Annotated in this window: 19 protein-coding genes; 13 read left to right on the forward strand and 6 right to left on the reverse strand. The window is 42.4% G+C overall.

All coding sequences use genetic code 11. The features are described 5' to 3' along the window. Positions 1–17: 17 nt before the first annotated feature. From COR50_RS14595 to COR50_RS14605, 3 genes are all read left to right on the forward strand, one after another. Positions 18–611, forward strand: coding sequence for a hypothetical protein (locus COR50_RS14595; protein WP_098194668.1), 594 nt, complete (start codon positions 18–20; stop codon positions 609–611). Between the two features lie 301 nt (positions 612–912). Beyond that, positions 913–2,139, forward strand: coding sequence for a serine hydrolase domain-containing protein (locus COR50_RS14600; RefSeq protein ID WP_098194669.1), 1,227 nt, complete (start codon positions 913–915; stop codon positions 2,137–2,139). A 78-nt stretch (positions 2,140–2,217) separates the two neighbouring features. Beyond that, positions 2,218–2,859 carry an SMI1/KNR4 family protein gene (locus COR50_RS14605; RefSeq protein ID WP_098194670.1) on the forward strand — a complete coding sequence of 214 codons (642 nt, stop codon included), beginning with the start codon at positions 2,218–2,220 and terminating at the stop codon, positions 2,857–2,859. Here the strand turns inward: COR50_RS14605 and COR50_RS14610 are convergent. Further along, entirely contained in the window at positions 2,852–3,241 is a 390-nt protein-coding gene (locus tag COR50_RS14610; protein WP_098194671.1) for a hypothetical protein, read from the reverse strand. The two genes, COR50_RS14605 and COR50_RS14610, sit on opposite strands and share 8 nt — an antisense overlap. Before the next feature lie 183 nt (positions 3,242–3,424). Here COR50_RS14610 and COR50_RS14615 point away from each other — a divergent pair, with 183 nt between their 5' ends. Continuing rightward, the gene (locus COR50_RS14615) at positions 3,425–3,586 is read left to right on the forward strand and encodes a DUF1328 domain-containing protein (RefSeq protein ID WP_098194672.1); all 162 of its coding nucleotides are present in this window, start codon (positions 3,425–3,427) and stop codon (positions 3,584–3,586) included. A 183-nt stretch (positions 3,587–3,769) separates the two neighbouring features. On the opposite strand, the gene COR50_RS14620 is transcribed toward COR50_RS14615, so the two are convergent. Continuing rightward, complete coding sequence (locus COR50_RS14620) at positions 3,770–5,095, reverse strand: saccharopine dehydrogenase C-terminal domain-containing protein (RefSeq protein ID WP_098194673.1); 1,326 nt, start codon at positions 5,093–5,095, stop codon at positions 3,770–3,772. 386 nt (positions 5,096–5,481) lie between these two features. On the opposite strand from COR50_RS14620, the gene gyrA reads away from it, so the two are divergent. After that, complete coding sequence (gyrA, locus tag COR50_RS14625; protein ID WP_098194674.1) at positions 5,482–8,073, forward strand: DNA gyrase subunit A; 2,592 nt, start codon at positions 5,482–5,484, stop codon at positions 8,071–8,073. Between the two features lie 178 nt (positions 8,074–8,251). Further along, entirely contained in the window at positions 8,252–9,508 is a 1,257-nt protein-coding gene (locus COR50_RS14630; protein ID WP_098194675.1) for a tetratricopeptide repeat protein, read from the forward strand. A 241-nt stretch (positions 9,509–9,749) separates the two neighbouring features. On the opposite strand, the gene COR50_RS14635 is transcribed toward COR50_RS14630, so the two are convergent. From COR50_RS14635 to COR50_RS14645, 3 genes are all read right to left on the reverse strand, one after another. Further along, complete coding sequence (locus COR50_RS14635) at positions 9,750–10,700, reverse strand: alpha/beta fold hydrolase (RefSeq protein WP_098196253.1); 951 nt, start codon at positions 10,698–10,700, stop codon at positions 9,750–9,752. A gap of 235 nt (positions 10,701–10,935) precedes the next feature. After that, positions 10,936–13,215 (reverse strand): translocation and assembly module lipoprotein TamL, encoded by a 2,280-nt coding sequence (gene tamL / locus COR50_RS14640; RefSeq protein WP_098194676.1) that lies wholly within the window; start codon positions 13,213–13,215, stop codon positions 10,936–10,938. Positions 13,216–13,226: 11 nt separating this feature from the next. Next, the gene (locus COR50_RS14645) at positions 13,227–18,245 is read right to left on the reverse strand and encodes a translocation/assembly module TamB domain-containing protein (protein ID WP_098194677.1); all 5,019 of its coding nucleotides are present in this window, start codon (positions 18,243–18,245) and stop codon (positions 13,227–13,229) included. A gap of 294 nt (positions 18,246–18,539) precedes the next feature. On the opposite strand from COR50_RS14645, the gene COR50_RS14650 reads away from it, so the two are divergent. Then, a complete protein-coding gene (locus COR50_RS14650; RefSeq protein WP_098194678.1) occupies positions 18,540–19,184 on the forward strand; it encodes an NAD(P)-dependent oxidoreductase in 645 nt (214 codons plus the stop codon). A gap of 192 nt (positions 19,185–19,376) precedes the next feature. Continuing rightward, positions 19,377–20,981: an FMN-binding glutamate synthase family protein gene (locus tag COR50_RS14655; RefSeq protein WP_098194679.1), complete on the forward strand. Its 1,605-nt coding sequence runs from the start codon at positions 19,377–19,379 to the stop codon at positions 20,979–20,981. Between the two features lie 51 nt (positions 20,982–21,032). Here COR50_RS14655 and COR50_RS14660 read toward each other — a convergent pair whose 3' ends face one another. Continuing rightward, a complete protein-coding gene (locus tag COR50_RS14660) occupies positions 21,033–21,851 on the reverse strand; it encodes a GNAT family N-acetyltransferase (RefSeq protein WP_098194680.1) in 819 nt (272 codons plus the stop codon). Between the two features lie 206 nt (positions 21,852–22,057). On the opposite strand from COR50_RS14660, the gene porG reads away from it, so the two are divergent. The 5 genes from porG to COR50_RS14685 all read left to right on the forward strand — a co-directional run bounded on the left by porG (position 22,058) and on the right by COR50_RS14685 (position 26,499). After that, positions 22,058–22,927: a type IX secretion system protein PorG gene (gene porG / locus COR50_RS14665; protein WP_098194681.1), complete on the forward strand. Its 870-nt coding sequence runs from the start codon at positions 22,058–22,060 to the stop codon at positions 22,925–22,927. A gap of 153 nt (positions 22,928–23,080) precedes the next feature. Then, entirely contained in the window at positions 23,081–23,581 is a 501-nt protein-coding gene (gene parS, locus COR50_RS14670; RefSeq protein WP_098194682.1) for a type II RES/Xre toxin-antitoxin system antitoxin, read from the forward strand. Next, complete coding sequence (locus COR50_RS14675; protein ID WP_098194683.1) at positions 23,581–24,039, forward strand: RES family NAD+ phosphorylase; 459 nt, start codon at positions 23,581–23,583, stop codon at positions 24,037–24,039. Before parS ends, COR50_RS14675 begins: the two co-directional genes overlap by 1 nt. A gap of 146 nt (positions 24,040–24,185) precedes the next feature. Continuing rightward, positions 24,186–24,488, forward strand: a complete 303-nt coding sequence (locus tag COR50_RS14680; RefSeq protein WP_098194684.1) for a hypothetical protein — start codon at positions 24,186–24,188, stop codon at positions 24,486–24,488. A gap of 85 nt (positions 24,489–24,573) precedes the next feature. Then, positions 24,574–26,499, forward strand: a complete 1,926-nt coding sequence (locus tag COR50_RS14685) for a menaquinone biosynthesis decarboxylase (RefSeq protein ID WP_098194685.1) — start codon at positions 24,574–24,576, stop codon at positions 26,497–26,499. Positions 26,500–26,830 lie beyond the last annotated feature (331 nt).

The following is a 26,830-nucleotide window of genomic DNA, read 5'->3' on the forward strand; positions in this document are numbered from 1 at the left end:
CATTTGCCAAATATATTATGGGAAGATTATTCATAAATAATACCAAGCAGCTAAGCATCGTTGCTTTGATCGGCTTTATCGGCTTCGCGCTCTTGTTGAGTTTGGAATACTTAATAAATAAGAAAGGCCAGCCTTATAATGTTTTAAATGTAGCTGCCGTTGCTGTTATAGGGGGGCTATTCGTGTCGGGCCTAATTTACCTTCGGGGCTACCTGGTATACAGGAGGCAAGCAAAGCTGTTCAATCACCCGGCAGTGAAAAAGTTCTGTGAACAGTATGGCTTTAAAAATGTTAAGATGGGAGGGAACAGCGTGACTTTATTGGTACAAGAAGTCAAGCAGGGAAAAGTGAACGGGTACCATACTTACCTGTTTAGCAACCCGGCCAAACCTAAATTATTATTATCTTTTATAACTTTGAGCCTCAACGCTACGCAAAAGGAACAATTTAAGGGTTTGATGCCGATCGAAGAGGGCGCTGACCTCCTGGTGAGTCCCGACGGCGCATTTAAAACGATCCAGGAACTGGACCAGGTGGAGTTTACATTATTAGCAGTTGTTCAAATATTAAAGGATAAAGATTTTTTACCAAAAGATATGGTAATACACTGAAGATCAGTACAAGTTAGCCGGCGAAAGAAAATGCCCCGCGAAAAATACCACTACTGTTAAAATTTGTGGGGTTTTGTTATACAAAGACGAAGTATGGTTTTAAATTCGTTAAAACTAATAGTATATTAATCATAGTTCAGTATTTGCAGGGGAATGGAAAGGCGGGTTAGGAACACTTGACATTATATTTACTATCTTTAAGTTCAAGGTGTTGCCAAGTGTATATTTACTCATATTAGCCGTGTAACTGCCAAGGAATTAATTTAACTAAGATTACAGAAAATTATTTAGGACTAGAGTCATGCACCGCGTTTCGACGAGATTTATTTATCTGCTAGGAATCTTATTTACATTATCGATTGTTAATTTTTCGATTGTTTCAGGACAGGGGAGGAAATTAAGAAAACAACAACTCCAGGATTCCATCCAAAAGCATATCAATACGATTGAATCGCATTTGGCCATTTTTTTGCCCAAAACGGATTCTATTACCGGGTATGCTTCCCTTACGGAACGTATGACTTATTATAAAGTTCAAGGACTATCTATCGCCGTAATCAACGATGGAAAGTTGGAATGGGCCAAGGCATACGGGTATGCAGATATTGATGAACAGATTTTGGCCAGCCCCGGAACCTTGTTCCAGGCGGCATCTATCAGTAAATCCCTGAATGCATTATGCGTCATGAAATGCGTGGATGCCAGGAAATTATCGCTGGATAATGACGTGGATCAGTATATGCAGCGTTGGTCTTTGCCGAAAGGCGATAAATTTAAAGATTCCACCGTTTCCTTAGCGCAACTCTTAAGTCATAGTGCAGGGTTAAATGTTAGCGGTTTTTCGGGTTACGAAGAAGGCAAACCGAGGCCGGCTACCACGGTAGATATATTGAACGGAACCGGGTTTGCCAATAACCAGCCCATCAAGTTTATCGCTGCGCCGGGTAGCAAGTTTAGGTACTCCGGTGGAGGAATTACCGTGGTCCAGGAGATTTTAGAAGAAATTTTTAAGGCTCCCTATTCAACTATTTTGGATAAAAAAGTGTTGAAATCCTTACGGATGTCAAACAGTACTTTCCAGCAACCTTTGCCAGAAGCTTGGAGAGCTGGTGCAGCCACAGGGTACAGGGTAACAGGGAAAGCGGTAGCGGGGAAATATCATATTTATCCAGAGCAAGCTGCGGCGGGACTGTGGACCACACCTACTGACTTAGCAAAGTTTATCATAGCAGTGCAACAATCTTATAATAAAAAAAGGGGATTTATAAAGCAGGCAACGGCCAAAAGAATGCTTAGTCCTTACTTGGCAGACTCTAACGTGGGTTTAGGAGTATTTCTCTCTAAATGGGGAGGAACGCCCTTTTTTAACCACGGTGGCGGAAATGAAGGTTTCCGTTCCTTTTATTGCGGCAGCCTGTCAACGGGCAAAGGGTTGATTATTATGATCAACTCGGATAATGACCGGATATTCAAGGAAATCGTATATACCGTTGCCAAGGAGTATAATTGGAAAAATGATCAAAATTAATTTGCCGACCAAAAATTGAATGATGTGAAAACAACAGCTACTTTAGGGACAGGCTTATCAATATCACATTTTATAACAATGAAAACGCAAGAATTAGCCACCAAGCTAGCTTATCTTAAGCGGAAGGATGGGTGGCGGCTTTTCCGCAAAGTCCGTTACCGGGTTTTTGGATCCATTGCGCATCATTATAAACTCAATAGAACTCTATGTGAAAAAACTGTAGCGGCGTTCGAAGCTCAATATAATGTGCATTTACCCGCAGATTACCGCCAATTTCTTATAAATATGGGGAACGGTGGTGCAGGTCCCGGGTACGGTATACTTCCAATTGAGAAATGGTGCGTAGATATTGCCGTTCATGATCATTTTCTTTCCACGCCATTCCCGCACAACAGGCCTTGGAATATGGAAATGGAATTTGATATGAATGATGAACACTTTTATGAAAGCCCCGGCTACCAGTTTTGGGAAACACATTATTACGATGATGATCTCCTGTCAGGTACCATGAGAATTAGCTACCAAGGGGGTGGTGTTTATTATATTTTAGTTGTTTGCGGGGAAGAAAGCGGTAATATTTGGGTGGATGACAGGGCCAATGAAAACGGGTTATACCCGCTGCAATACCCGGCATCGGAAAGGGTTAATTTTAACGAGTGGTACAATAATTGGCTGAATGAAAGCCTTTCATCACTCGAACATCACCACGGAACTAAATAAGCGGCAGATCGTAACAATCTTCTAATGCCCTGGGCATACTTCGTTTCAATTTATCGTATAGTAAAGTTAAATTGGATTGATTAATAGGTGAGGAAATATCAATATCCCAATCGGGTTCCAAGCCTGGAAAGTGTGCCACCAACTCTTTTAAAAAGCGGTACCATCCCTCCATCTCTTCCTTTACCCGCACCTGGGAACCGTCTTTAAAAAATAGATCTACATATAAATCCCCGGAACTTACTTCGTTATCCTGCCCGCCAAAAATTGTACTCACTTCATTCCAATGATACCGCACCCTACCGCCCGGCAACTTTAGGCTGAAGCTCTTCGCTTGGTATTGAAATTGACCGTTAGCTTCCAGAAGTTGTTGAAAAAATTCCATAGTCAAATGTTTTTTCGGTATGCCATGTAGTAAAGACGACCGGTAAAGCAAAAAGTTGCACCCGGATGAAAAATTTGGCATTGTTCCTGCATTAATTAATCCAAATTAACTAGTTAACCGTTATATAAATATTAGAAGCGGCCAGAATTTGTAGAATTTATTCACCCTAAAAACCCAAAAGTTATGTTACGTTGGACAGTCATTTTCCTATTGATCGCGATAGCTGCTGCTATCTTTGGTTTCACCGGAATCGCTGCAGGGGCGGCTTCCATAGCTAAAATCTTGTTTTTTATATTCATCGTATTATTTGTTATTTCTTTAATCAGCGGTTTGCTGAAGAAATAACGGGTGAGAAAATCATAGGTATTTCCCGGTTCCGCGCGTGTAAAATGGCCGGGGTAGAAGGGAATTTATAAAAAGAGGTCAACCTTGGTATCTGGTTGACCTCTTTTCCTTTCACAATAAACAATCTTCTCTTAAGACAAGGGTGTCATAGGAAATAATAATGTATGTTCCTGGTAAAATGGATTAATCGAAAATTTCTTCGAACCTGATATCGTGTTCTTCTAATTCTTTCAGCACGGGATTGTAGATACTGGGGAGTACCGGTATATGCAAACCTTTCAAGTCCACTTTATCCAACAAAACCATCTTTGCTAAGATGCCCAGCGGGAGGCCAACGGTTTTCGCCATGGCGGTACGGAGGTTATCTTCTCCTTGAACAATCATGTAGCTCTGCATCTTGGTATTCAGATCCCTTCTCTCGAAGTCTATCTCGTGTAACATCACGATCATATCCTTATCATGGGGTTCCATTCTCAACTGGTTTTCCAAGACATGCTGCAAAATCTCGGCATCGTTCTTATCTCCTAAGTTAATCAATTCTTCGCTGAAAATTCCCAAAAACTTCAGCTGCTTGATGACTTTGGACTTCCCGGTCACGCCTAAAAAATTCGCCATGTTATCTTCAATAGTGAGGGATTTATCCATTTTTACCGCCCTGGTAGACCATTTTAAGAACGATAAATTACTTGTATCAAATTTATCGGCATCCTTGGTTAATCCCAACTTAATCAAGGCGTTCCACCCTTCGCAAAAGTCGGGATAGCGGAGTGTTGCCCGCATGAAAGTGGGTATGTTTTGCAGGTTGTATAAGTCGATATAGTTCAGGGAATCCCGGTTCGGGTAAAAAGCGAGTTTGCCCAGGCCCGGAATATTGACCGTTTTATTATGATCAAACAATTGTTTGTAGCCCAGCTCCTTTATTTTACCTTTTTCGCGGTAAATAGCGCCAGAGCTACCTGCCAGCACAACATTCCTCGCGTTCCAAGAAATCTTATACTCCCAGGGGTTATCATTGCTATCGGGGGAAACCAGCCCACCGCAGTAAGATTTGAAGGAAAATATTTGGCCCCCTTTTTTCTCGATGGAATGGATCAATTTCATCGCGGACATATGATCGATACCTGGGTCGAGCCCCATTTCATACATGAATAGCAAGTTGGCATCTTCGATATCCTTGGCCAGCTTAGATATTTCCGGGTCGATGTAAGACGCGGTCAGTAAATTTTTCTTGAACTTAAGGCAATCTTTCGCGATTGTAATATGCAGATGTGGCGGCAATAAAGAAATAACAAGATCGGTTTCCTGGATCAACTTTTGTCTTTCTGCTTGATCTTTGATATCAATAGCTGCCGGGCTTGCGTAATATGATTTACCGATCTTCGATTTTATCAAGAGTAGGTCACTATCAACTACCGTGAGATGCCATTTGTATTTGGGGGCATTCGCCAATAAATAGTCTATAAGGCAAGTTGCAGATTTCCCTGCACCAAACAATAGAACATGCTTCATATAATATTCTTATAGAAAATGGTTAAATATTTACAGGAACTAACAACGGGATGCAACGAAAGTTCGAAAATAGGAAAAACATTCGAGAGCTGGAATCCGTTTATCGTTCAAAAAGATGATTGATTTTCATGTTGTTGCATGCAAATCTCTTGCCAAAATATAAACCGGGGTATATATTAATAAATTTAAATATTGCATAATAAATCGAGATATAACGAAATTAACGTAATTAATTTATTTTCCCGTTTTTAGGCTCGCCAAAATCTAGGTTGCCACGGGGCTAAGTATTTATTCACATTTCATCCCGAAAGCCGCAAAAATACGGGGTAAAAGCGTATATTTGCAGATCAAATTTTGTAGCAGAAAAACCTGTAAACCAATAACTAATGATAGAGAATTCGGACAATCAGCAGGAAGGCAAAATTGTACAGATCAATATCGAGGAGCAAATGAAAACGGCTTATATCGATTATTCGATGTCTGTAATTGTTGGCCGTGCTTTGCCTGACGTTAGAGATGGCTTTAAACCCGTACACCGCCGTGTTTTGTTCGGTATGTCCGAACTGGGCAATACCCACAACAAACCCCATAAGAAATCTGCCCGTGTGGTTGGTGAGGTACTCGGTAAATATCACCCGCATGGTGATTCTGCCGTTTATTTTACCATGGTCCGCATGGCACAGCCTTGGTCGATGCGTTACCAGCTCATCGATGGGCAGGGTAACTTCGGTTCTATCGATGGTGATATGCCGGCTGCAATGCGTTATACCGAGGTGAGGATGACTAAGCTGGCGGAGGCCATGCTGGAGGATATCGATAAAGATACGGTAGACTTCTCCCTCAACTTCGACGACACGCTCGAAGAACCTATCGTATTGCCAACCCGTATTCCCAACTTGATCGTGAATGGCGGTTCCGGAATCGCCGTAGGGATGGCTACCAATATTTTGCCCCACAACTTGAGCGAAGTAATGGATGCCTGTGTCGCTTACGTGGATAATAGGGACATTACCGTTGAAGAAATTATCCAGCACATCAAGGCGCCGGATTTTCCTACCGGTGGCGTCATTTACGGTTTTGAAGGGGTGAAGCAAGGTTTTGAAACCGGCCATGGAAGGGTAGTAGTAAGGGGTAAAATCACTTCTGAAACCGGTAAAAACGGGAAGGAAAAATTGGTGATTTACGAATTGCCGTACCAGATCAATAAGGCTGTTTTACACCAGAAAATTGCTCAGTTGGTAAATGATAAGGTGATCGAAGGTATCTCGGATGTACGCGATGAATCTGATCGTGAAGGTATCCGCCTCGTGATCGACCTGAAACGTGACGCGATCCCGAATGTTATCATCAACCAGTTATATAAATACACAGAGTTACAAACTTCCTTCGGTATCAATAACGTGGCGCTCGTTAAAGGTCGCCCGCGTATTTTGAATATCAGGGAGATGATCGCAGAATTTATCGATTTCCGCCACGAAGTTGTGGTGAGGAGAACGAAATTCGAGTTGAAGAAGGCCGAAGAAAAGGCCCATATCCTGCAAGGCTACCTCGTGGCTTTGGATCATCTGGATGAAGTAATTAGCTTGATTAGAAATTCTGCCACCCCGGACATTGCCCGTGAAGGTTTGATGGGTAACTTCGGGTTAACAGAATTGCAAGCCAAGGCGATCCTGGAATTACGTTTACAACGTTTGACCGGCATGGAGCGCGATAAGATCCGGGAAGAATTTGAAGAAGTGATGAAATTCATCCAGAAATGTAAAGATATTTTGGCCGATGAAGGTTTACGTTTCGGTATCATCAAGGAAGAATTGGAAGATGTGAAGAAACGCTTCGGTGATGAACGCAAAACTGAAATTCAATACCTTGCCAGCGAGATGCGCATGGAAGATATCATCGCGGAAGAAGATGTAGTAATTACCATCTCCCACCTAGGTTATATCAAGCGTACTTCGGCTGATGATTACCGCCAGCAAAAGCGCGGTGGCCGTGGCGCCATCGGTGGCAGGACCCGTGATGAAGATTATATCGAGCACTTATTCGTGGCTTCCACCCACCATACGATGCTCTTCTTTACAGAGAAGGGACGTTGTTATTGGTTGAAAGTCTACGAAATTCCCGATGGTGAAAAATCTGGAAAGGGTAGAGCCATACAAAACCTGATTAACTTGCCGGGTGAAGATAAGATCAGGGCAATTATTGATATCAAGGATTTAGGCGATAAAGATTATATCAATAATCATTATATCGTACTTTGTACGAAGAAGGGTATCATCAAGAAAACCTTGCTGGAAGAATTCTCCCGCCCTCGTCAAAACGGTGTAAACGCGATCACTATCAACGAAGGTGATCAATTGCTGGAAGCCAGGTTAACGAACGGCAAAAGCGAAATTATGATGGCCGTTAAGAGTGGCAGGGCTATCCGCTTCCCGGAAACAACGGTGCGCGATACCGGCCGCGGTGCGATCGGTGTACGTGGTATCGAGGTCGGAAATGAGTCCGATGAAGTAGTTGGTATGATTTGTGTAGCTAAAGATGACAACACGCGTACGGTGATGGTGGTTTCTGAGAAAGGTTACGGGAAACGTACCCATATCGAAGAATACAGGATTACAAATAGGGGCGGTAAAGGTGTTAAAACCATTAACGTCACGGAAAAAACAGGTAAATTAATCGGTATCTTGGATGTTACGGAAAGTAATGATTTGATGATTACTTGTAAGTCCGGTATCACGATCCGTATGGCAGTAGCAGATATCCGTGAAGCTGGTAGGGCTACGCAAGGCGTTCGCCTGATCCGGTTGGATGATTCTGATGCAATTGCCGCGGTTGCCAAGCTGGAAGAACAAGAGGAAGAAGAATTATTGGACCAGGAGGCTGTTGAAAACGGGGATGCTCCCGGTGCTGCAAGTAATAATGAAGAAGCCGGTACTACCGATAACGGGGAGAACACAGGGGAAACTCCTGTAAGCGAGTAATCTAAGTACTAATTTACCCATAAATAGTTGGGGCCGACTAAAAAGGAAGAGTTTTGTATTAAAAACTCACTCAGACGTAGCGTGTAGCGAAGTCAAAGGTACTTTTTAGTCGGCCCTATTTAAATAAATACAAAAATTCATTAATTTAACTGCTAACTAAAAACAAAATCTGGCTAACATGAAAAGAATCATTGTATCTCTTCTCTTATGTAGTCTTACGCTCGGTGCGATAGCTCAACGTTCTAAAGTTAACAGCGCTGAGAATCACTACAATAGTAAAGAGTACGACAAAGCTAACGAGGACATCGATCTTGCCCTTCAACACGACAAAACGAAAGATGATGTAAGAGCTTGGTATTTGAAAGGTAAAATCCTGGAAGCTTTGGCTATCAAAGATAAAAGTGTTCCACAGTCTATGGAAGCTTTCAGCGCCTTTAAAAAGGCATTGGAGTTGAACCCGAAATACACCGAAGCTGTTCTCGATTTGTACAACCGTTTATTTAACTTGTACGCAACCGTGGGTAACTCTGCTTACGGGTACCTGAATGATCAGAAATGGGCGGAAGCTTCTGCTGATTTCGATAAGGCTTTTCAAATTAAAGAGTTTACGAATAGTAAGGAATTGAGCGGTACCATCGCTGAAGATACTGCCATGGTTTTTTATGCCGGCTATGTTGCTAACCAAGCAGGTGAAAAAGATAAGGCTTTCGAAAATCTGAAAAAAGCAGCTGACCTGCAATACAAAGGCGAACCCGCATTGTACGTGATCCTTGCACAGCAATATGAAGAGCGCGGTGATAATGCTAATTGGTTGAAAACCATCGAGCAAGGTAAATCTTTGTTCCCGGATGACAAACGTTTTAACGATATGGAAATGATTTATTATTCCAAAACCGGTAAAACGTCTGAATTGTTAAGCATGCTGGATAAAAAAGTGGCCGACAATCCGAATGACTTCGAAGTTGTATTGGATTACGCAATCCGCCTGGATAACGTGGCTAACCCCCGCGATGAAACTGGAAACGATTTACCTCGCCCCGCTAACTATGAAGAATTGATTGGTAAAGCGGAAACTAATTACAAGAAAGCATTGGCATTAAATCCTAATGACGCCACTGCTAACTTCCAATTAGGTGCGCTGTATTTCAACCGCGCCGTTAATTTTAATAAGGAAATTAATAACATGGCTAGTAAGGACTTGAGCTCTCCTAAGGCTAAGGAATTGCAAGCTAAGGTTGAATCATTGATGGATCAAGCATTGCCGTATTTTGAGAAAGCTGATGAAGCATTCACAGCGCAAGGCGCGAACATCGATCCAAATGATCGTGTTACTTACGAAAACTGTTTGATTGCTTTGCAAAAAATCTATGCCATCAAATCTAAAAATGATAAAGTAGATGCTGTCAAGAAGAAATTAGAGGCGCTGAGAGGCTAAACCAACATCGTTCACTGATTTGAAGTATTAAATTATAATTGAATGGCGTTCCTGTGGTGGAACGCCATTTTTGTTCACGGATTTTTTAGGGATTTATGGATTTCACGGATTTTCTAGTGTTCCCAGTGTTCCCTGTATTCCCAGGGGCCCAGGGGTCGGAAATGTGTTTAACTGAAGTTGTTTTTATTATTTTATCACTATAGTTATAATTTCAATTTCAATTTTGATTATTCCGTGGGGGTTAGAATGTCATTGGTGGGGTGGGGCTGAGGTCAGAGTCAAGGAAATCGGTTACCATGGGGATCCACCAGTCGGCGTGTTGTATCATACCGATGTGGGTCGTACCGGGAAGGATGGCTAAACGTGATGCCGGTAGTCCATGAAGATCTCCCATTTTGCCGCCGCCCTTAGCTTTGAACAGTTCTATTGCATGTTCATATCTAACACCGTCATCATCACCGATGATCATAAATATGGGAGCCTTGATGTTTTTGGCTTCTTTAGTCCAGTCATAGGATTTAGTATCTGCACTGATGATTTTTTTAATGTAGTTTTCGAATTGGGCAGGATCATTTCCAAGGCTATCATACTGCTGTTCTATAGGGGATCCTTTAAACATCTCCGCATTCATATGCTTAAAACTTTCTTCTACATCGGGCCACCATCCATCATGGGAATATGTTCCTGAAAGTACAATCAACCTTCTAAGTTGTTCGGGGTGGCGAATCGCAAATTGAAAGGCGATCCCGGCGCCCATGCTGTAGCCCAGTACATCGGCGCTATCGACCTTGAGATGCTTTAATAATCCGGAAACATCGTCGGCCATATTTTCATAGCTAAATTCCCTATCTATATCTTTTGTCCGGCCATGACCTTGCATCTCTGCAACAATTACTTGCCTGTTAGCGGCCAATTGAGGAATAACCTTTGACCAGTTTAGCGGAATGGTCATAAATGATCCATGTAATAACACGATTGGTTGACCCTTTCCATAAACTTCATAATACATCTTTAAACCATTAACTTCTGCATACCCTTTATCTACCGGGGCAGCAGTAGCTTTCACAGAACTAGAATCATTTTTTTCATGATCTGTTCCCGATGAACTTTGAGGACCCTGTTGGCAAGAAACCGCGATAATAATAAAAGAAAATAGGGCAGGAAGGAAAGAAGCAAATTGACGCTTATTCATAAACATATATTTTTGTTTCAACAAAGATCGGGATGAAACATTTATATCCTCCTGTGTATATGCGACAATAAAGGAGCCAATACCGACACTCAGAAGAATGGTATAAAACCCTCAAGAATTATACAACAGAACCCCCAATAACCATTATGCTACTTTCAAACCTGATCCGTACAAGTGCAATCTGTGCGGGTGCAATCCGTTCAAGCGTCATCTGTGTAATCCGTGTAATCAGTGATCAGAAGGGGTAGCCGATCGCGATATTTAAAATCATGTTCTCCTTCCGCCATCTCGGATCCCCGAAATTAATTTCATCAATTACCCAGCGTTCACCTGCCGGTAGGTAAGGTTTCCGCATCGGGAAGGCGAGATCGAAGCGGATTACTAGGATAGATGCATCAATCCGTAGGCCGATACCGCCACCAACAGCGGTTTGACTCAAGAAGCTATTCAACTTAAATTGGCTACCCGGCTTGCTCGTGTCCTCTTTTTTCAGCCATATATTACCGGCATCCATAAACGCGGCAAGTTGCAAGTATTTAGAAAGCATAAACCTGATTTCGCTATTAAATTCCAGTTTAATATCTCCTGCTTCATTAGCATAATATTCACTACTATCTGATCGGAAACTACCGGGGCCTAGCGTCCTGGCGCGGAAAGCACGTAAACTGTTACTGCCTCCGATAAAGAATTGTTTCACAAATGGTAATGAATAAGAGTTATTATAAGGAATACCATAACCGGCAAATACCCTATTTACCCAAGTTAATGTTTTAGACCATTTCCAGTAATATCGACCATCTATAGACAACCGTAAATATTGCGAAAAATCCTGGCCAAAAAGTGTCTTCTTACCGGTCGTCTTATCCTTGGGTACCACTAGTCCAAATATATTTCCGGCAGCATCCGCGTTGAAGCTGGCAAAAAACGAATGGTAACGGTTCGGGTTTAAATTATTAAAGTTTAATGTATAGTTACCTCCCACTATAAACTGTTTCGAGATAGACTGCTGTAAAGTAGGATCGCGATCAAGCCGCTCTTGAAACTCCGGCGATATTTTGGATGGCAGCACGTATGTAATAGAAACAGGGTTGAAAATATGATCCAAATAAAGGGTGCGCCGCCAAGAGTACCCAAACTGTAAATTGAAAGCATTGAGATTATACTGATTCGGGTTACTTAGTAATTCATACCCGATGCCAAGTTTTGTCCTGGGCACATACGGGGTCCTGATATTCAGTCCCGGTATAGGGGAAACAAACCGGGGGAAAGTTACCGAAGCTCCCAGGTTCAAGCTGTAAGCATTGGTTGCCAATTGTGTGCTTTTACCACCGACTTGTGCCTCGTAGCCTCCACCGACAGTTATTTCCAACAAGTTGGCGCCATGAAACCAATTTCTATTCTTGGCAGATAATTTAAGTTCTGAACCAACGTAGTTATTGGATTTCGTATAACCGGAAACTTGTAATTGTAATGATCGTTTAGGGTAGGGAGTCAAGTAAAAATTAGCATACAAATAACTACTATCCCTGCTGGGGCGGAATTGCCCACGGACAAATTTGAATGTACCTAGATTGACTAACCTGTGTAACGTGATATTATGCGAGCTCAGCCTGTACAAACTATCTTCCTTCAAGAACACGGAATTTTTGAATACTTGCGGCCTATATAAACTATCGGGATCAATAATGGTAAACCCCTCGTAATTATGACCTTTATAATCCCGGATGAGACTGTCGCGCCCCAGGGTATAATTAGTAAATAATTCTACCTCTTTCATATAATATTGCCTTAAGGCAATGCGGCTGCTATTCTCTTTAATTTTTACATACAAATCAACTTTACCGTTATTAGTACTATCAACTTGAACGAGTAAGTTCTCGTCTGTAAAATAATAATAGCCTTGTTCTTTCAATAGATTAGCAATACGGGTTCTTTCGTCCTTGATGATATCCAGGTCATAATTTTCACCAACTTTTAATAATGAGCGTTTGGTAGATGATAGTATGAAGTTGCCTAGTTTAGTGCTGGAATCGACCCTGAACTCAACTTTTTCAATAGTATACCGGTGTTGTGGTGATAATATATAAGTTATGGAAGCTTTCTTTTTACCGGAATTCTTAATTTCATAGTTTGTCAATGCTTGAAAATACCCTTTATCTTCCAGGTAACTTTCTAAAATAAGACTTGTGCTCGCAGGTTTGGCTTGGCTCAATAATACCGGTGGTTCTCCCCATTTTTCTCTTAGCAAATAATTCAGCCCTTTACCTTTCGGTTCGTTGCCCAGGTTGTATAACCATAATTTTATGGGCATCCCGAGGAATTTCTTATTTCTTTTCGGGCGTGTTCTATCTTCGATAGCGCCCATCAAGACGCTGTAGTCTTTCGGTTTGCTAGTATCCCATTTAAAGCTGGTGCCGGTATATAATCGATCTCCTTCGGGAACGGTTCGCGTAGTGGAACAACTTCCCAGGATAACTAGTAATATAATTGCTAATATGTTGAGCTTACGTAGCATTTGTTAGTTTGCTAATTTTCGTTGTTTCTTAGTTTCTGTTCCGTCCTGATTTTTTTCCGGTGAAGGATTTCCCTAAATTCGTCATAATCCATTACCAAGATAAAGCTTACCCCGGTTTCAATATTTTGCCCTTCTAGGATCACGTCTGTTAAATTTCTCCTGTATGCGCGTACCCGGTAGCGACCGTCCTTGGTTAAAGTATATTCCACGGTAACATCACCGATAATGTTACTGGCGTTCTGTTGCGCCCCGGATCCTGATAGCGGTATATTGGAACCTACGGACACGGTTAAACGATCACTGAACAGCCTTTTGGAAACATCCACATTCAGGTCGGTGCGCTCAGTTTTTGAGCCCGAAGTATAATCTTCTTGAGATTCAAGATCGAAATTAATATCGACACCTTTAATTAAAGACCCTGCCAAGTTATTGAGCTGTTGGGAAAGTATTTTACTAACGCTCTTTCGGGCAACGTCCTCGACGGAACCACCGCCGCTGCTCAATGCATCGAAAGGATTATCTGATATAAACCGGTTTAATACCAACAAGCCCATAACCTGTTTGTTCAAGTCGCTTTCTACCTGGTTGATCTGCCGTAAGCGCGTAATCACGGCGCCTCCAAATATATTCTGATCTTTTTCAGGCATGTCTAATTCGAAGCCAATATCGGGCTTGAGCAATTCCCCCGTAATTTTCAAGTACACGTATACCGGCACTTTTTGATTGTACATGTTCCTATTGGTATTACCATCAGTTAGCTGGTCGCCAATAAGATCAATTGCGGGCGCGGCAGTAGAATATCTTGCCGTGATGTTAACATCGGCGCTCAAAGGATCTCCATTCCAAATAATGGTGCTGCCTTTTTGGATATCAAACTCCCTTTTTATCAATTGACTCAGGGACATTGCATATTTCCCCTGGTCAATTTCATACCTGCCGGTTAAACTCATCTTACCACTTGGATCCATAGATAAATTCAATGTCGCGGTTCCTTTCACTTCTAAATAATCCCCGTTAGATGGATCGATCACGATGCGCATTGTTGATTGTGGATCAACTTCAATGTCGCCGAGGAAAGAGAAACCGCTCATATGGGTATTGGTAAGCGATAAAGTATCTTGGGCAGATAATAGGCTGGAGTCGATAGGTGAATCCATATCTATAAATTGAACGACTCCTTCACGGTTAGCGATGCCGGGATCATCTTCGGGGACGGTAACCGTTACCTGCGATTTTTCACGTAGCTTCACATTCATCGTGATCCTTGGAAGATTTGAACTACCGCGGATCTGCGCATCCGCATCAATATAGGCGGGACCGTAATACCATTGATCTTTGTTTACTTTCGGACCTAGGACCATCATATTCCTGGCGGTAACATCTAACCGGAAAATGAAATTATCCATATTCCTGGTGAGTATTTGTCCGTTGATGACGGCTTCATTCCGGGCGCTATCCGTAACTACAAAATTTTTAAACTCCAGTCCCCGCTGGGTAAAAGTAAGTTCTTCACCAGGTAATCTGAATAAGCTGTTGATCATTGTGACACGCGACTGTACATTTTTGAAATAAAGTTGACCGGTAATACCCGGATCATCGGTGGTGCCTTTAATTTCAAGTTTACCGTTGGCGATGCCGTCCATCTCGGTGAGTGCGCCGAATGTGAATGGCTCCACGGTTTTCATATTTAATTTATCGAGTAGTAATTCGAAATCGAGTTGATCGCCATAAGTACCGAACAGCGTTATATCATTATCGTTCCCGGATATATGAGCGTTTATCCTATATTGATTTACTTCCGGGGTTGTAGCGGAAAGTGCAAGGTTGCCTACGCCCGTTCCCATAACTTTCACAGAATCAATTTTTACATCTGCGTCCAGTAACGGGTTCGTATCAAGGTTGGTAATCTGAACTTTACCGGTGGCAAACCCTCCAACTAACGCGGTATCTTTTTCAATTAAGCTGGTTAATGAAGCCAAGTTAAACTCCTTTAACTGCACGATGATCCCGGGTAATAACTCGCCGGGTTTTTTATCCTCAGTCTTGATTTGAATCATTTGCGCCCCTTGGCTCATCCCGAGATCAGCGAACACCAACCCGCTATCACCGATCAATACGCGGTTCTCTCCGACAGTAGACCACGTTTGGTAATTTAATAAAAGGCTATCTTGTAAGGAGAACATCAAACTATCCTTTTGTAAATATTCCAGTATGCCGCCGAAGCGGTATTTCGGTTGAAGTTTATGATCATCCAGAACGAGGTGCCAATCCAATTTTCCCTGTTGCGCCCTAGCTATGACGGACGTTCGTTCCAAGGGGAATTGCGGGTGCTGTAAACGGGCCAAGTTCAGGTTCGCATGCAATGCATTCGTATCTGCATCGATGTGAGCGCGGATAGTGTCAATTACAAATTCATCATATTGGAACGCAGGTAAGAAAATATTGGTTCTTAAGCTAGCGCTGTCAGTGTCAAACCTACCGTTTAAAGTTAAAGGTTGAGCCATAACAATGCCGGGCAACCATTTGCGCAATGATTTGGGAATTGAAAAAGTTCCGTCAAACTGTAACCATTGCCTTTCTGAAGGCTGGTATGCCTGTACCAAACTTGGCGCCATCAACTGGCGATTAATTAATTCTTGAAGCGATGAAGCAAATGTCTGGTAATTAAAATCACCCTGCGCAGACAGGTATCCAAATGGAGATCGCAGTCGAACCGTTTGTAGATCATCTTCCTTTCCCGCCGTCAAAATAATACTATCCAAAACATACAGTTGGTCGTTATCGACAAACTGTATTTTATCGACGATAACGGAGGCATCCAAGTTTCTTGGCTGGAGGTTGTCGATATGGGCCGCCAGGCAAGATTTTAATATAAAGGGGCGCGTCATAAAATGCGTATTGTATAAATCGAACTTGTCGATGTCTACAGAAGCATCAATGCCTGGATGCAGCGTATCAACTTTCCCGGTTGCATGCAATTGTAATTTAAGACTTGAATCTTTGACATAACCAAGCGCCTTATATTGGGCTTCTAAGAGTTCCGCTTCGAGATGGATATCATTATAAGTATAATTATTATAAGTGAATTGATGGATGTCGACCAGGCTGTTTAAATTGGCATGATAGGGATCGGTACCTTTTCCTTTAGCGGTTACTTCGCTGTTCAAGATGCCTATCGTGGTATCACGTATAAATTTACCCACGTACAAATTTTCAGTCCTGAGCTGTAAATCATAACTCAAATTCGCAGTATCGGTAAAATCGATCACATCACCCGAGATACCGATATTTCCGAAGGAAGACTGGAACATCAGGTTGGGGTGTAGTCTTTGTACGCCACCTTTAATACTACCTGTAAGTAACATATTCTGAGGAAGCTCCACATTTCCAGGCAAAGTATTGCCAGGCAGCCAAGATGCGATACTTTGCTTGTTTCCTTGTAGTTTAATACGGCTGAAGTCAAAACCAAGTTTATCCGTACTCGTTATATTGGTAGCGCTTCCACTTAAATCGATCAGGGTGCCGTCTTGGTCCCTGGCGATGAATTTAGGGATGATTAAGTTCGCCATGCTGCCTGCCAGGTTCCCTTGTAAGCTTAACCTTTTTTGCATGATGTTTTCCATCGATGTGTCGTTAGTAAGATCTGGCACAAAATACCCGGCTTCATTTACCGCGAGAACGGAAGGGCGTATGTTAGCCTTAATTTGTAATTGACCTAATTGATCACTGATGTTTTCCCAGCCGGGTACCCCGAGATCAATGTCCACATCCAGTTTACTTCCGGCAGTTTGCAGTACGAACTTTTTCAAGCTAGCGCCTTTCGAAGTATACACCACGTTACCTTTCATCTCCTTTAATTGCAAGCCGCTTTTTTCAATTAAGTAAGTATGGCCGATATTAACAGAAGAACTGTCATTGCTATAATATACATCACTTGCATTCAATACCAAGGGATAAATGCCGAGGTGCATGTAATCGATCCCCTTAGCTAGGCGGGGGGCCGTCTCATCATCCATTTGAAAATATAAGGAATCGACATCAATTTTATTTGCTTGGACAACCCATGTATTCGGTGAAGAAACGGAAGTATCTGCGGGTGGCGGTGCTGCCGCCGTATCCAACGAAAGTTGAACCCGGGTTTTAGCAATAGTCAGGATATCGGCATCTATAAGTGTTTTAAGTAAATCGAAACGGGCATTTTCTATAGCGATCCGGTCCGTGTTTCCAGAGGTTGAAAGACCGCTGGCTTCATCCTTGTAAAGCCATTTGCTATGGGTCAGGTTGAACTTATCGACTGCTAATAGAAAAGCGGTGCCGGTATCGCCGGCTCCCGGTTCTGGTTCGGAAGGAGACGGGATATAATCTTGTTGGAAGGCAACGTGTAAACTATCTATGTTTAACTCCCGCACATGGTATGAATTTTTCCCGGGGTTGAGCTTTCCCGGGATCAATTCGATGCCGTGCCAGCTTGCACTTAGCAACATGCCGCCGAGGGAATCATTATATTTTAAGTTGAATTTATTCAAATGTACATTTCCAATTTCAAAGTCGATCGTGGTGCTGCTTTCATCAACGAGCGTATCGGGTGGGGTGGCTTGGCCGCTTGAAAAAGCATCGATAATAAATTGATAATTGAAATTGCTGTCGGTTTTGGGTCGGTAAATATTCACATCCAGCTCGTTCCAGTCTAGGGAGCTGATAATTACCTTGTTCCGCATCAAAGCCAACAAGTTATATTCCACATCAAGGGAACCGGATGCAACCAGTGGCGTCCTGGTTTTATCCTCTACATACAATCCCTTCAAGGATAATTCATTCCACCATTTAAAACGCAGGGATTTGATGCTTACTTCCGTTCCTAACTGCTTGTGAAGGTAATTTTGCGCTTTGTTTTTCACGAAGTTCTGAACCGGGGGGAGCTGGAGGATCAAAAGGATGATAAACGGCAATAAGACCAGGGCTAATATAATTCCTAGTAACCATTTTAAGAGTTTTCTTTTGATAGATTTTTTGGAAGGCGTTTCGCTCACAAATTATGTTTATTTTTAATACTGTCTGCTATTCGTTCTAATATAACAAATATTATACCTACGGTAATGTTTCATTTGATAGATTGCCCGCGATCAAATTATTACTTATTTAGCATCCTGCCGTTATCAAGTAATGCACTGTAGTTGGAAACATAGTTAACCCGGGAGTGTTAAATAGACTAAACACTTAAATGTTTTATTTGTTTAATAATAATAACGTTGAAAGTAAAGAATAAGCTTTTGCCGGGATCAACACGCGTTCAAATTGTCATTCATCAAAAATACAGAACCCAGATGAAAATAGCATTAATTGGAGCTAGCGGATTTATTGGTAGTGCCATTTTAAAAGAAGCATTGGACAGGGACATTGCAGTAACCGCAATTGTCAGGCACCCTGAAAAAATTAACTTGGAACATCCAAAATTGACGAAGCTAAAAGGGGATGCCCTCGATGAAGAAAACCTGTCGGAGATAATCAAAGGGCACGATGCCGTGATCAGCGCGTATAACGCGGGTTGGCAAAACCCGGATATATACACGGAACAGGTTGCAGCCAATCATAGTATCGTTGATGCCTTGCATAAATCGGGGATAAGGCGTTTCTTAGCAGTTGGCGGGGCCGGCAGCTTGGAGGTCGCGCCCGGCGTGGAACTCATCAATACACCGGATTTTCCAGCCCTCTTCAAGGGCGGGGCCATGGCAACCCGGGAGATGCTCATACTTTTGCAAAAAGACGCGGACCTGGATTGGACATTTTTATCACCACCTATCAGCATAGACCCCGGCAAGCGCACCGGTAATTACAGGATGGGAGGGGACCAGGTTGTTTTTGATAGCAACGGGCATAGTAAGATTACCGTGGCCGATTACGCCGTAGCGATGATCGACGAGTTAGAACGACCCAAGCATATCCGGAGCAGGTTTACGGTAGCATATTGATGGGAGAAAAACAAATTATAAATAAAACCTGGGATGTACTCACGATCATTGAAGGGTTCGATGTTAAATTTCATATCCGTGATAGTTATTCGCCTTTTTTTTGAAATTATCTAAAACCTGGCTGGAATACAGCATCTACGGACTTTTTCTATTATATTAATTCTATACCTTTGCCCGCAAATAGGTGGTGTTATGAGAAAAATCTTGATCTTCACAGCTGTTTTAGTTTTGATAGGACTGGCTTTATTAGCATTTTATTATCCTTGGTTTTGGATACTTTTTATCTTGGTAGCGCCTTTGGCAACCATGTTAATTGCAGACATGGCGCAAAGCAAACATGCCATCATGAGAAACTATCCTATCTTCGGTAGGATGCGTTACTGGATGGAAGATTTACGGCCAAAAATCTACCAATATTTCGTGGAGAGCGATATCGACGGAAGCCCTATTAACAGGGTTGACCGCTCCACGATTTACCAGAGGGCAAAGAGGGAGTTAAATTCTCAACCTTTCGGAACGCAATTCAACGTGTATGCGGAAGGGTATGAATGGCTGGCACATTCCATCCAACCGATCGGTTTTGATAAAATGGATAAAGATCCCAGGATCGTAATCGGCGGGAAGGATTGTAAACAACCTTACTCCTGTAGTATTTTCAATATCTCCGCCATGAGTTACGGCTCCCTGAGTTCCAACGCGGTTGAAGCCTTAAATGCCGGTGCAAAAATTGGAAACTTCGCACATAATACCGGCGAAGGCGGAATCAGTCCTTACCACCTGAAGCATGGGGGGGATATCATCTGGCAAATCGGTACCGGTTATTTCGGTTGCCGGGATGATCATGGAAATTTTCACCCCGGTTTATTTGCAGAGAAATCTAAGCAAGCATCTGTTAGGATGATTGAGCTGAAGATTTCACAAGGAGCAAAGCCCGGTCACGGTGGTATTTTACCAGCGGCGAAGAATACGGAAGAAGTAGCTGCTATCCGGCATGTACAACCCCATACAACAATATTTTCACCACCGTACCATACTTCGTTTTCTACCCCGAGAGAACTCTTGCTTTTTATAAAACAGATGAGGGAGCTCAGCGGTGGAAAACCCGTAGGTTTTAAATTATGCATAGGGCAGAAAAGCGAATTTTACGCGATCTGTAAAGCCATGATGGCAACGGATATCTATCCCGATTTTATCACCGTAGACGGTGGTGAAGGAGGAACGGGAGCAGCGCCGCCGGAATTTTCCAATTCGGTTGGTATGCCCTTTATGGACGCCCTTTCATTCGTTCATGATACGCTGGTGGGTTTCGGGATCCGTAAAGAAATCAAAATCCTGGCATCCGGTAAAATTTTAACCGGCTTTCATATTTTGAGGGCTATGGCGTTGGGAGCCGATGCTTGTAATAGCGCGCGTGCCATGATGATGGCCATCGGTTGTATCCAGGCTTTGCAATGTAATACAAATAAATGCCCGGCAGGCGTGGCTACCCAAGATAAATGGTTGATGGCGGGACTAGTTGTGGAAGATAAGAAAAGCCGCGTCGCAAATTATCACCGCGATACGATTGAAAGTGCTATTGAACTTAGCGCTGCCGCAGGTTTGAGCGATCCTAAAAAATTGACCCGCAAGCATATTCAACGCCGCGTATTTATGAACGAAGTGCGCAGCTTTGAAGAAATTTACCCCTCTGCTAAACCGGGATATTTATTGTCCGGCGATTTGCCGCAGCGGGTTAAAGACGACTTGGCGATGGCGCAAGTTGATAGCTGGGAAATGGTAAGTTCTGATGCTTTATAAAATCCACGTACACTAAAACGCTTGAAGTGCCCCGCCTAATACCGGGGCACTTTAGCTCAGGACTAATTTCATCTCGTATTGTTGGATAATATCCTGTAAGCCCGAGCTTCTAAAAACTTCGAGCGCCATTTGGTGATGTTCATCCACGTTATTAATCTTGAGAATGTTGCAGTGGGAAGCAATACTTTGCATCAATTCAATACCATTTTCAACCGATTGAAATTCATATTGCGCTATATAGCCTGTATTGGGTTGTATCAGTGCCTTCCCGATAATACCTCCGCTGTCATCAACCGTAGTCCAGCATTCATATAATTGCGGGGTCATTAATAAATGTTCGGTAGTGTTTTCCCAGGAATATGCCTGTGGCTGAGCGCCGATTGATATGCCGGTATGAAAAGGTTCCTTTAATATTTTTCTAGTTGTTTTTTGTTTGCATGTGCCGGAAAAGCAAAACAATTCCCGCTCTATTTCATAACCGATAGCATTGTAGGCTCTAATTGCAATTTCGTTCACCGTGATTACTTCCAAGATACTTTGTTCTATTCCTTGCGCTTTGAGCAGCGGAATAAAGTGATCGTAAAGTTTTTGTACAATTCGCTTACCCCTAAATTGTGGAATGACGCCCGTCCCGGCATTATAAGCAGTTTTATAACCATTCCAATCATCAATACCCATCAAAACAAATCCAACTAACCGCTCATCGATAAAAGCTCCGAATGAAAGATCGAAATCAACTTTCGCTGCTTTCCAGCGGTTAATGAAATATTGCGGTGCGGCATTAAATTTTACGTAATAGTCTTTAAATGCTTCAAGGAAACATTGTACAACTTCTTGGGCCGGTATATTCGCGAGGGAACGGAAGGTCATAAGACGTTTTTATAAAGATAGTTCTTGTTATCAAATTAAAAGCCCGTTCCGATATAAAAAAATAATCATTTAAAAGATACTGTTTTACAAAACAGTAATATGATTAAACGTATGTAATTAATTCAAATTCAATATTTTTCAAATAGAATTTGTAATTTTTAAATTGTTTTTACGTTAATAGTGTATTCACCAAAAACGCGTCGATCTTGAAAAAGTATTTCATCATCCCGATCGTATTATTTTGTTTACCGGTACTCGTAATGGGGCAGGATTGGCATGTGGGTGGTATGGCAGGTATTAGTAATTACAACGGGGACCTCTCTGAGAAAACAATCAATTTCAAACATATCGGTCCCACCCTAGGTTTATTCGTTAGGAGGGATGTTAACCGTTATCTCAGTGTAAGGGCCGGTTTCCAATGGGGAATGGTTGCCGCGGCTGATAGTTCTAATAGCAGCCAAGCGCTGAAAGACCGGAACCTCAGCTTCCGGAGCCATATTGGTGAAATAAGCCTGGTTGGTGAATTCAATTTTTTCGATATTTATGAAAGGGGATATACGCCTTATATTTTTGCCGGTATCGGCGGATTCTTATTTAACCCCATGGGTAAAACGCAAAACGGCAACTGGGTAAACCTGCGGGATCTCGGTACAGAAGGTCAAGGTATGCAGGAATACGCTGATAGGCTTCCTTATAACCTTTTTCAGTTCGCCGTGCCTTTCGGGGTCGGGTTCCGTTACGAATTGGATCCGAAATGGACCGTTGGTGTTGAAGTAGGGGCGCGTTATACTTCTACGGATTACCTCGATGATGTAAGTAAAACTTATGTCGATGAAAATCTACTCTTACAGTACCGTGGTCAATTGGCGGTGGATATGGCTTACAGGGGAGATGAAGTGAATCCGAAAACAGGGAACCCCGGCGTATACCCGCCGGATGGAACCGTGAGGGGGAATCCCGGTAATAAAGACTGGTATGCATTTACAGGCTTAACTGTTACTTACCGTTTAGGTGGAAGAAATAAATCATTCGGCCGCGCGATAAAAAATACGGGTTGCGCGAACATGAAATTTTAAGAATGGCATAATCATTGTTGGACTGATGTTCCCCAACAAAGTCCATATAGACATAGATCACCCTGCCTCCGTGGCGGGGTTTTTCTTTAATTATAACCTTATAGTTTGAAATCCGGGACAAATGTCGTAATTTAGAGGACAAATGTCTGTATTATGATTGCCGCAACGCTTGCATACGATAAAAGGCTGGATAAAGAAATACTCACCCTCATTAAAAGTTCGAAAATTGATAAGAAATTGAATCTTTCAATAAAGGATATTACTTTTTATAATTTTTTGGCTGATAAAATTTTGATGATTTGCGTTATCAGGCATGGAGTGCCTTATTCTTTGTTCGATAAGATCCAAAATTTTACGCCGTTTACAGAAAATTACTGGGCGGATCTGCTGGATGTTTCAACGAAAACATTGCAAAGGTATCGCCAAGATGATAAAAGCTTTCGACCGATTCAATCAGAGAAAATCATCGAGATGGCTGAAGTCACCAAAATAGGTTTGGAAGTTTTCGGAGATATCGATAAATTAAAACTTTGGTTAAATACGCCCAGTTTTGCTTTGGGCAAAATAAAACCTATCGAGCTTCTTAAAGATTCCTATGGAAAGGAATTGGTAATTGGCGAATTAACTAGGATTAATTACGGAATATTTGTATAATGGAGGTTTATCGTTTATCCCGGAAGGTATTTTCTAATACGCTTTCCGGTAAAGGCGCCGCTTTAAAAGGCGCCAGGTGGAATTCTGAAGGGGTGGAAGTTATTTATACAGCAATGAATCGTTCTTTGGCCATGGCGGAGGTGGCGGTGCATCTCTCCCTGGCAATGCTTCCGGCAGATTTTATGATGTTAACAATAGAGATTCCGGATGACATGGCTATCTTAAAACTGGATGTATCCCGTCTTCCCAAGAACTGGAATACATTTCCCTATCACCCGGCATCTCAAACAATCGGGGATAAATTTATCTCGGAAAATAAGTACTGTTTATTACATGTTCCTTCCGCTGTTACACAAGGAGACTATAACTTGTTGATCAACCCCAAGCATAAAGACTTCACTAGAATTAAAATTGTTAAGCGCGTTAAGTTCCCCTTTGATGAAAGGATTTTTCAATAAAGTTCGCGCGTTGTAAAACTGTCCCAACCGGTAAGATTTCATGTTGGCATACTTCTTGAAAATACACAGGTAGACCATTTAAGAAAAACTTAGTCGATTATCGTGATTCTCGAATACACAAGAACGAACCAATTAAATGCCATCACATGAAAAGGATTTTACTTCTGTCAGCCTGCATCTTTGGATTTGCTATTGCTTCCAGTGCACAACATAAAGGACACTATCATCATCACGGGCATAAAATGCCGAAACATAAACATATTGCCAAACATCATCATGCTAAGGCTACCTGTAAGGTTCATCACCATCACATGAAGTATTGCCATGGATATGAACAAGTGATCGTTGTGCCGGGTAGGCCGGTACCGCCGCCAAGGAGGGTAATTATCACGGCTCCAAGGCCGCCGAAAGTGATTATCAGCGCCGGTGTGACGATTATTGGCGGATAAATTTTGTCATACGATCAGTTATATCAAAAGGATGCTTCGTAAGGAGCATCCTTTTTTGTATTTTTGAAGATTGAAATAAGAACGTATGGCATTTAAGAATCTTGAACATTTTATTAATACACTCGATCAAGCAGGGGAGTTGGTGCGCATAAAACGTTACGTGAACCCCCATTTGGAGATTGCGGAGATCACGGACAGGGTTAGCAAAATGCCGGGTGGCGGTAAAGCGTTGCTATTTGAAAATACGGGCTATGATTTCCCGGTATTGATGAACTCGATGGGAAGTTATAAGCGGATGTGCCTGGCTTTAGGCGTGGCAGAGTTGGATGATATTGCCCGCGAGATAGAAGATTTATTTAAAATGCTTTCCAAACCGAAAGAAGGGATTCTCGATAAATTATCCATGTTGCCGAAACTGGGGCAATTTGCCTCCTGGATGCCGAAAGTGGTGGGTGGAAAAGGAGCTTGCCAGGAAGTAGTGATGGAGCAGCCGGACCTGTCTAAATTGCCGGTAATTCAATGCTGGCCGAAAGATGGTGGTCCCTTCATCACCTTACCCGTTATCCATACAAAAGATCCGCACAACGGTACCCGCAATGTGGGGATGTACCGGATGCAGATCTTCGAAAAAGATTTAACCGGGATGCATTGGCATAAACATAAAGTTTCCGCCAAGCATTTCAACGAATATAAGGCACTTGGTAAGAAAATGCCGGTTGCCGTAGTATTAGGCGGCGACCCGGTTTATACTTATTCTGCAACCGCACCGCTACCCGAGAATGTTGATGAATATATGTTGGCTGGATTTCTCCGGAAGAAGAAGGTAGAATTGGTGAAATGTATCACGCAGCCCGAGTTAGAAGTGCCCGCAGATGCAGATTTCGTAATCGAAGGATATGTTGATCCCGCCGATCCGCTGATCTGGGAAGGTCCATTCGGTGATCATACCGGGTATTATTCCTTGGCTGATTGGTATCCCCGTTTCCATGTTACGGCGATCACGCATCGCAAGAATGCTGTGTATCCCGCTACCATTGTGGGGGTGCCGCCGCAAGAAGATGCCTGGATCGGGAAAGCCACGGAGCGGATTTTCCTGGCCCCGATCAAGATGACCTTGGTGCCGGAAATCGTGGACATGGAAATGCCGGTAGAAGGGGTATTCCATAACCTGGTGATCTCGCAAATCGTGAAAGATTATCCCGGCCAAGCGCAAAAAGTGATGAACGCGATGTGGGGTGCCGGGCAGATGATGTTCAACAAAATTTTAGTGGTAGCAGGGAAAGATACGCCGATCACCGATTATAAAAAACTGGCGCAGCATGTATTTAAGCACCTTAATCCCGCGACAGATATATATTTCAGCCAAGGACCTATGGACGTGCTGGATCACTCTTGCTCGAAAATGGGCTTCGGTGGAAAGATGTGCATCGATGGTACAACTAAATTCGAGGAAGAAATTGATGAACGTTACCATTTCCCGGAAGCGCCGAAAGCGATAGAAGTGGCGGCTATTCAAAGTGTATTGCCAGGCATCACGGCGATTAATCAAGATTTATTAAAATATAATATCCCTTGCTTGATTCTTGCCGTTAAGAAAAATAAGAAAGGACATATAAAAACATTGAACAAGCAATTGTTTGACTTGCCTGCTTTGAAGGGTATCAAGATGCTGCTGTATGTTGAACATACGGTAGATGTAACAGATTTACCATCAACATTGTGGCGTTTCTGTAATAACCTTGACCCTAAAAGGGATCATTTTATTGAAGAGAAAGATTCCATCGAAAGTACCGGGAAAGTTGAAGCACTCATAGGATTGGACGGAACGCTGAAAACGAAGGAATGGGATAACTTCCAAAGGGATTGGCCTAATATCGTGGTGAGCGACCTGCCAACCATCGAAAAAGTGGATCTCATATGGAATGAACTGAACTTGGGCGAATTTGTAGCATCGCCTTCGTTAAAATACCGTAAACAGATTTACGGCGATGAAGCGATCGTAGATATTTAAATCAAAAGATTTTAATACGAAATAAGTAAGCCGGGGCAGTTTTGTCCCGGCTTTTTTATTGATTGAAGGAAACATAATTTTTCCCTTTCGAGTTATTCTAATTCCCGAATAGGTAAATCATTTATTTCTTCCCGTACTATTTTTGCAATGCAATACAACATAACATAACACTCCGCGGATTATATAATCATATCAATTTTTGATATTAATTATGAATGTTAAGATTGCAACCCCCCGTCAAGAGAACCGTGGAACTTCGCACCGTTGATAGCGAAGGGTAGCTTGGCCATACAGTAGTAGAAAAGCCGGATCGAGCGATCAAATTGGTGGC

Source organism: Chitinophaga caeni, assembly GCF_002557795.1.
GTDB lineage: Bacteria > Bacteroidota > Bacteroidia > Chitinophagales > Chitinophagaceae > Chitinophaga > Chitinophaga caeni.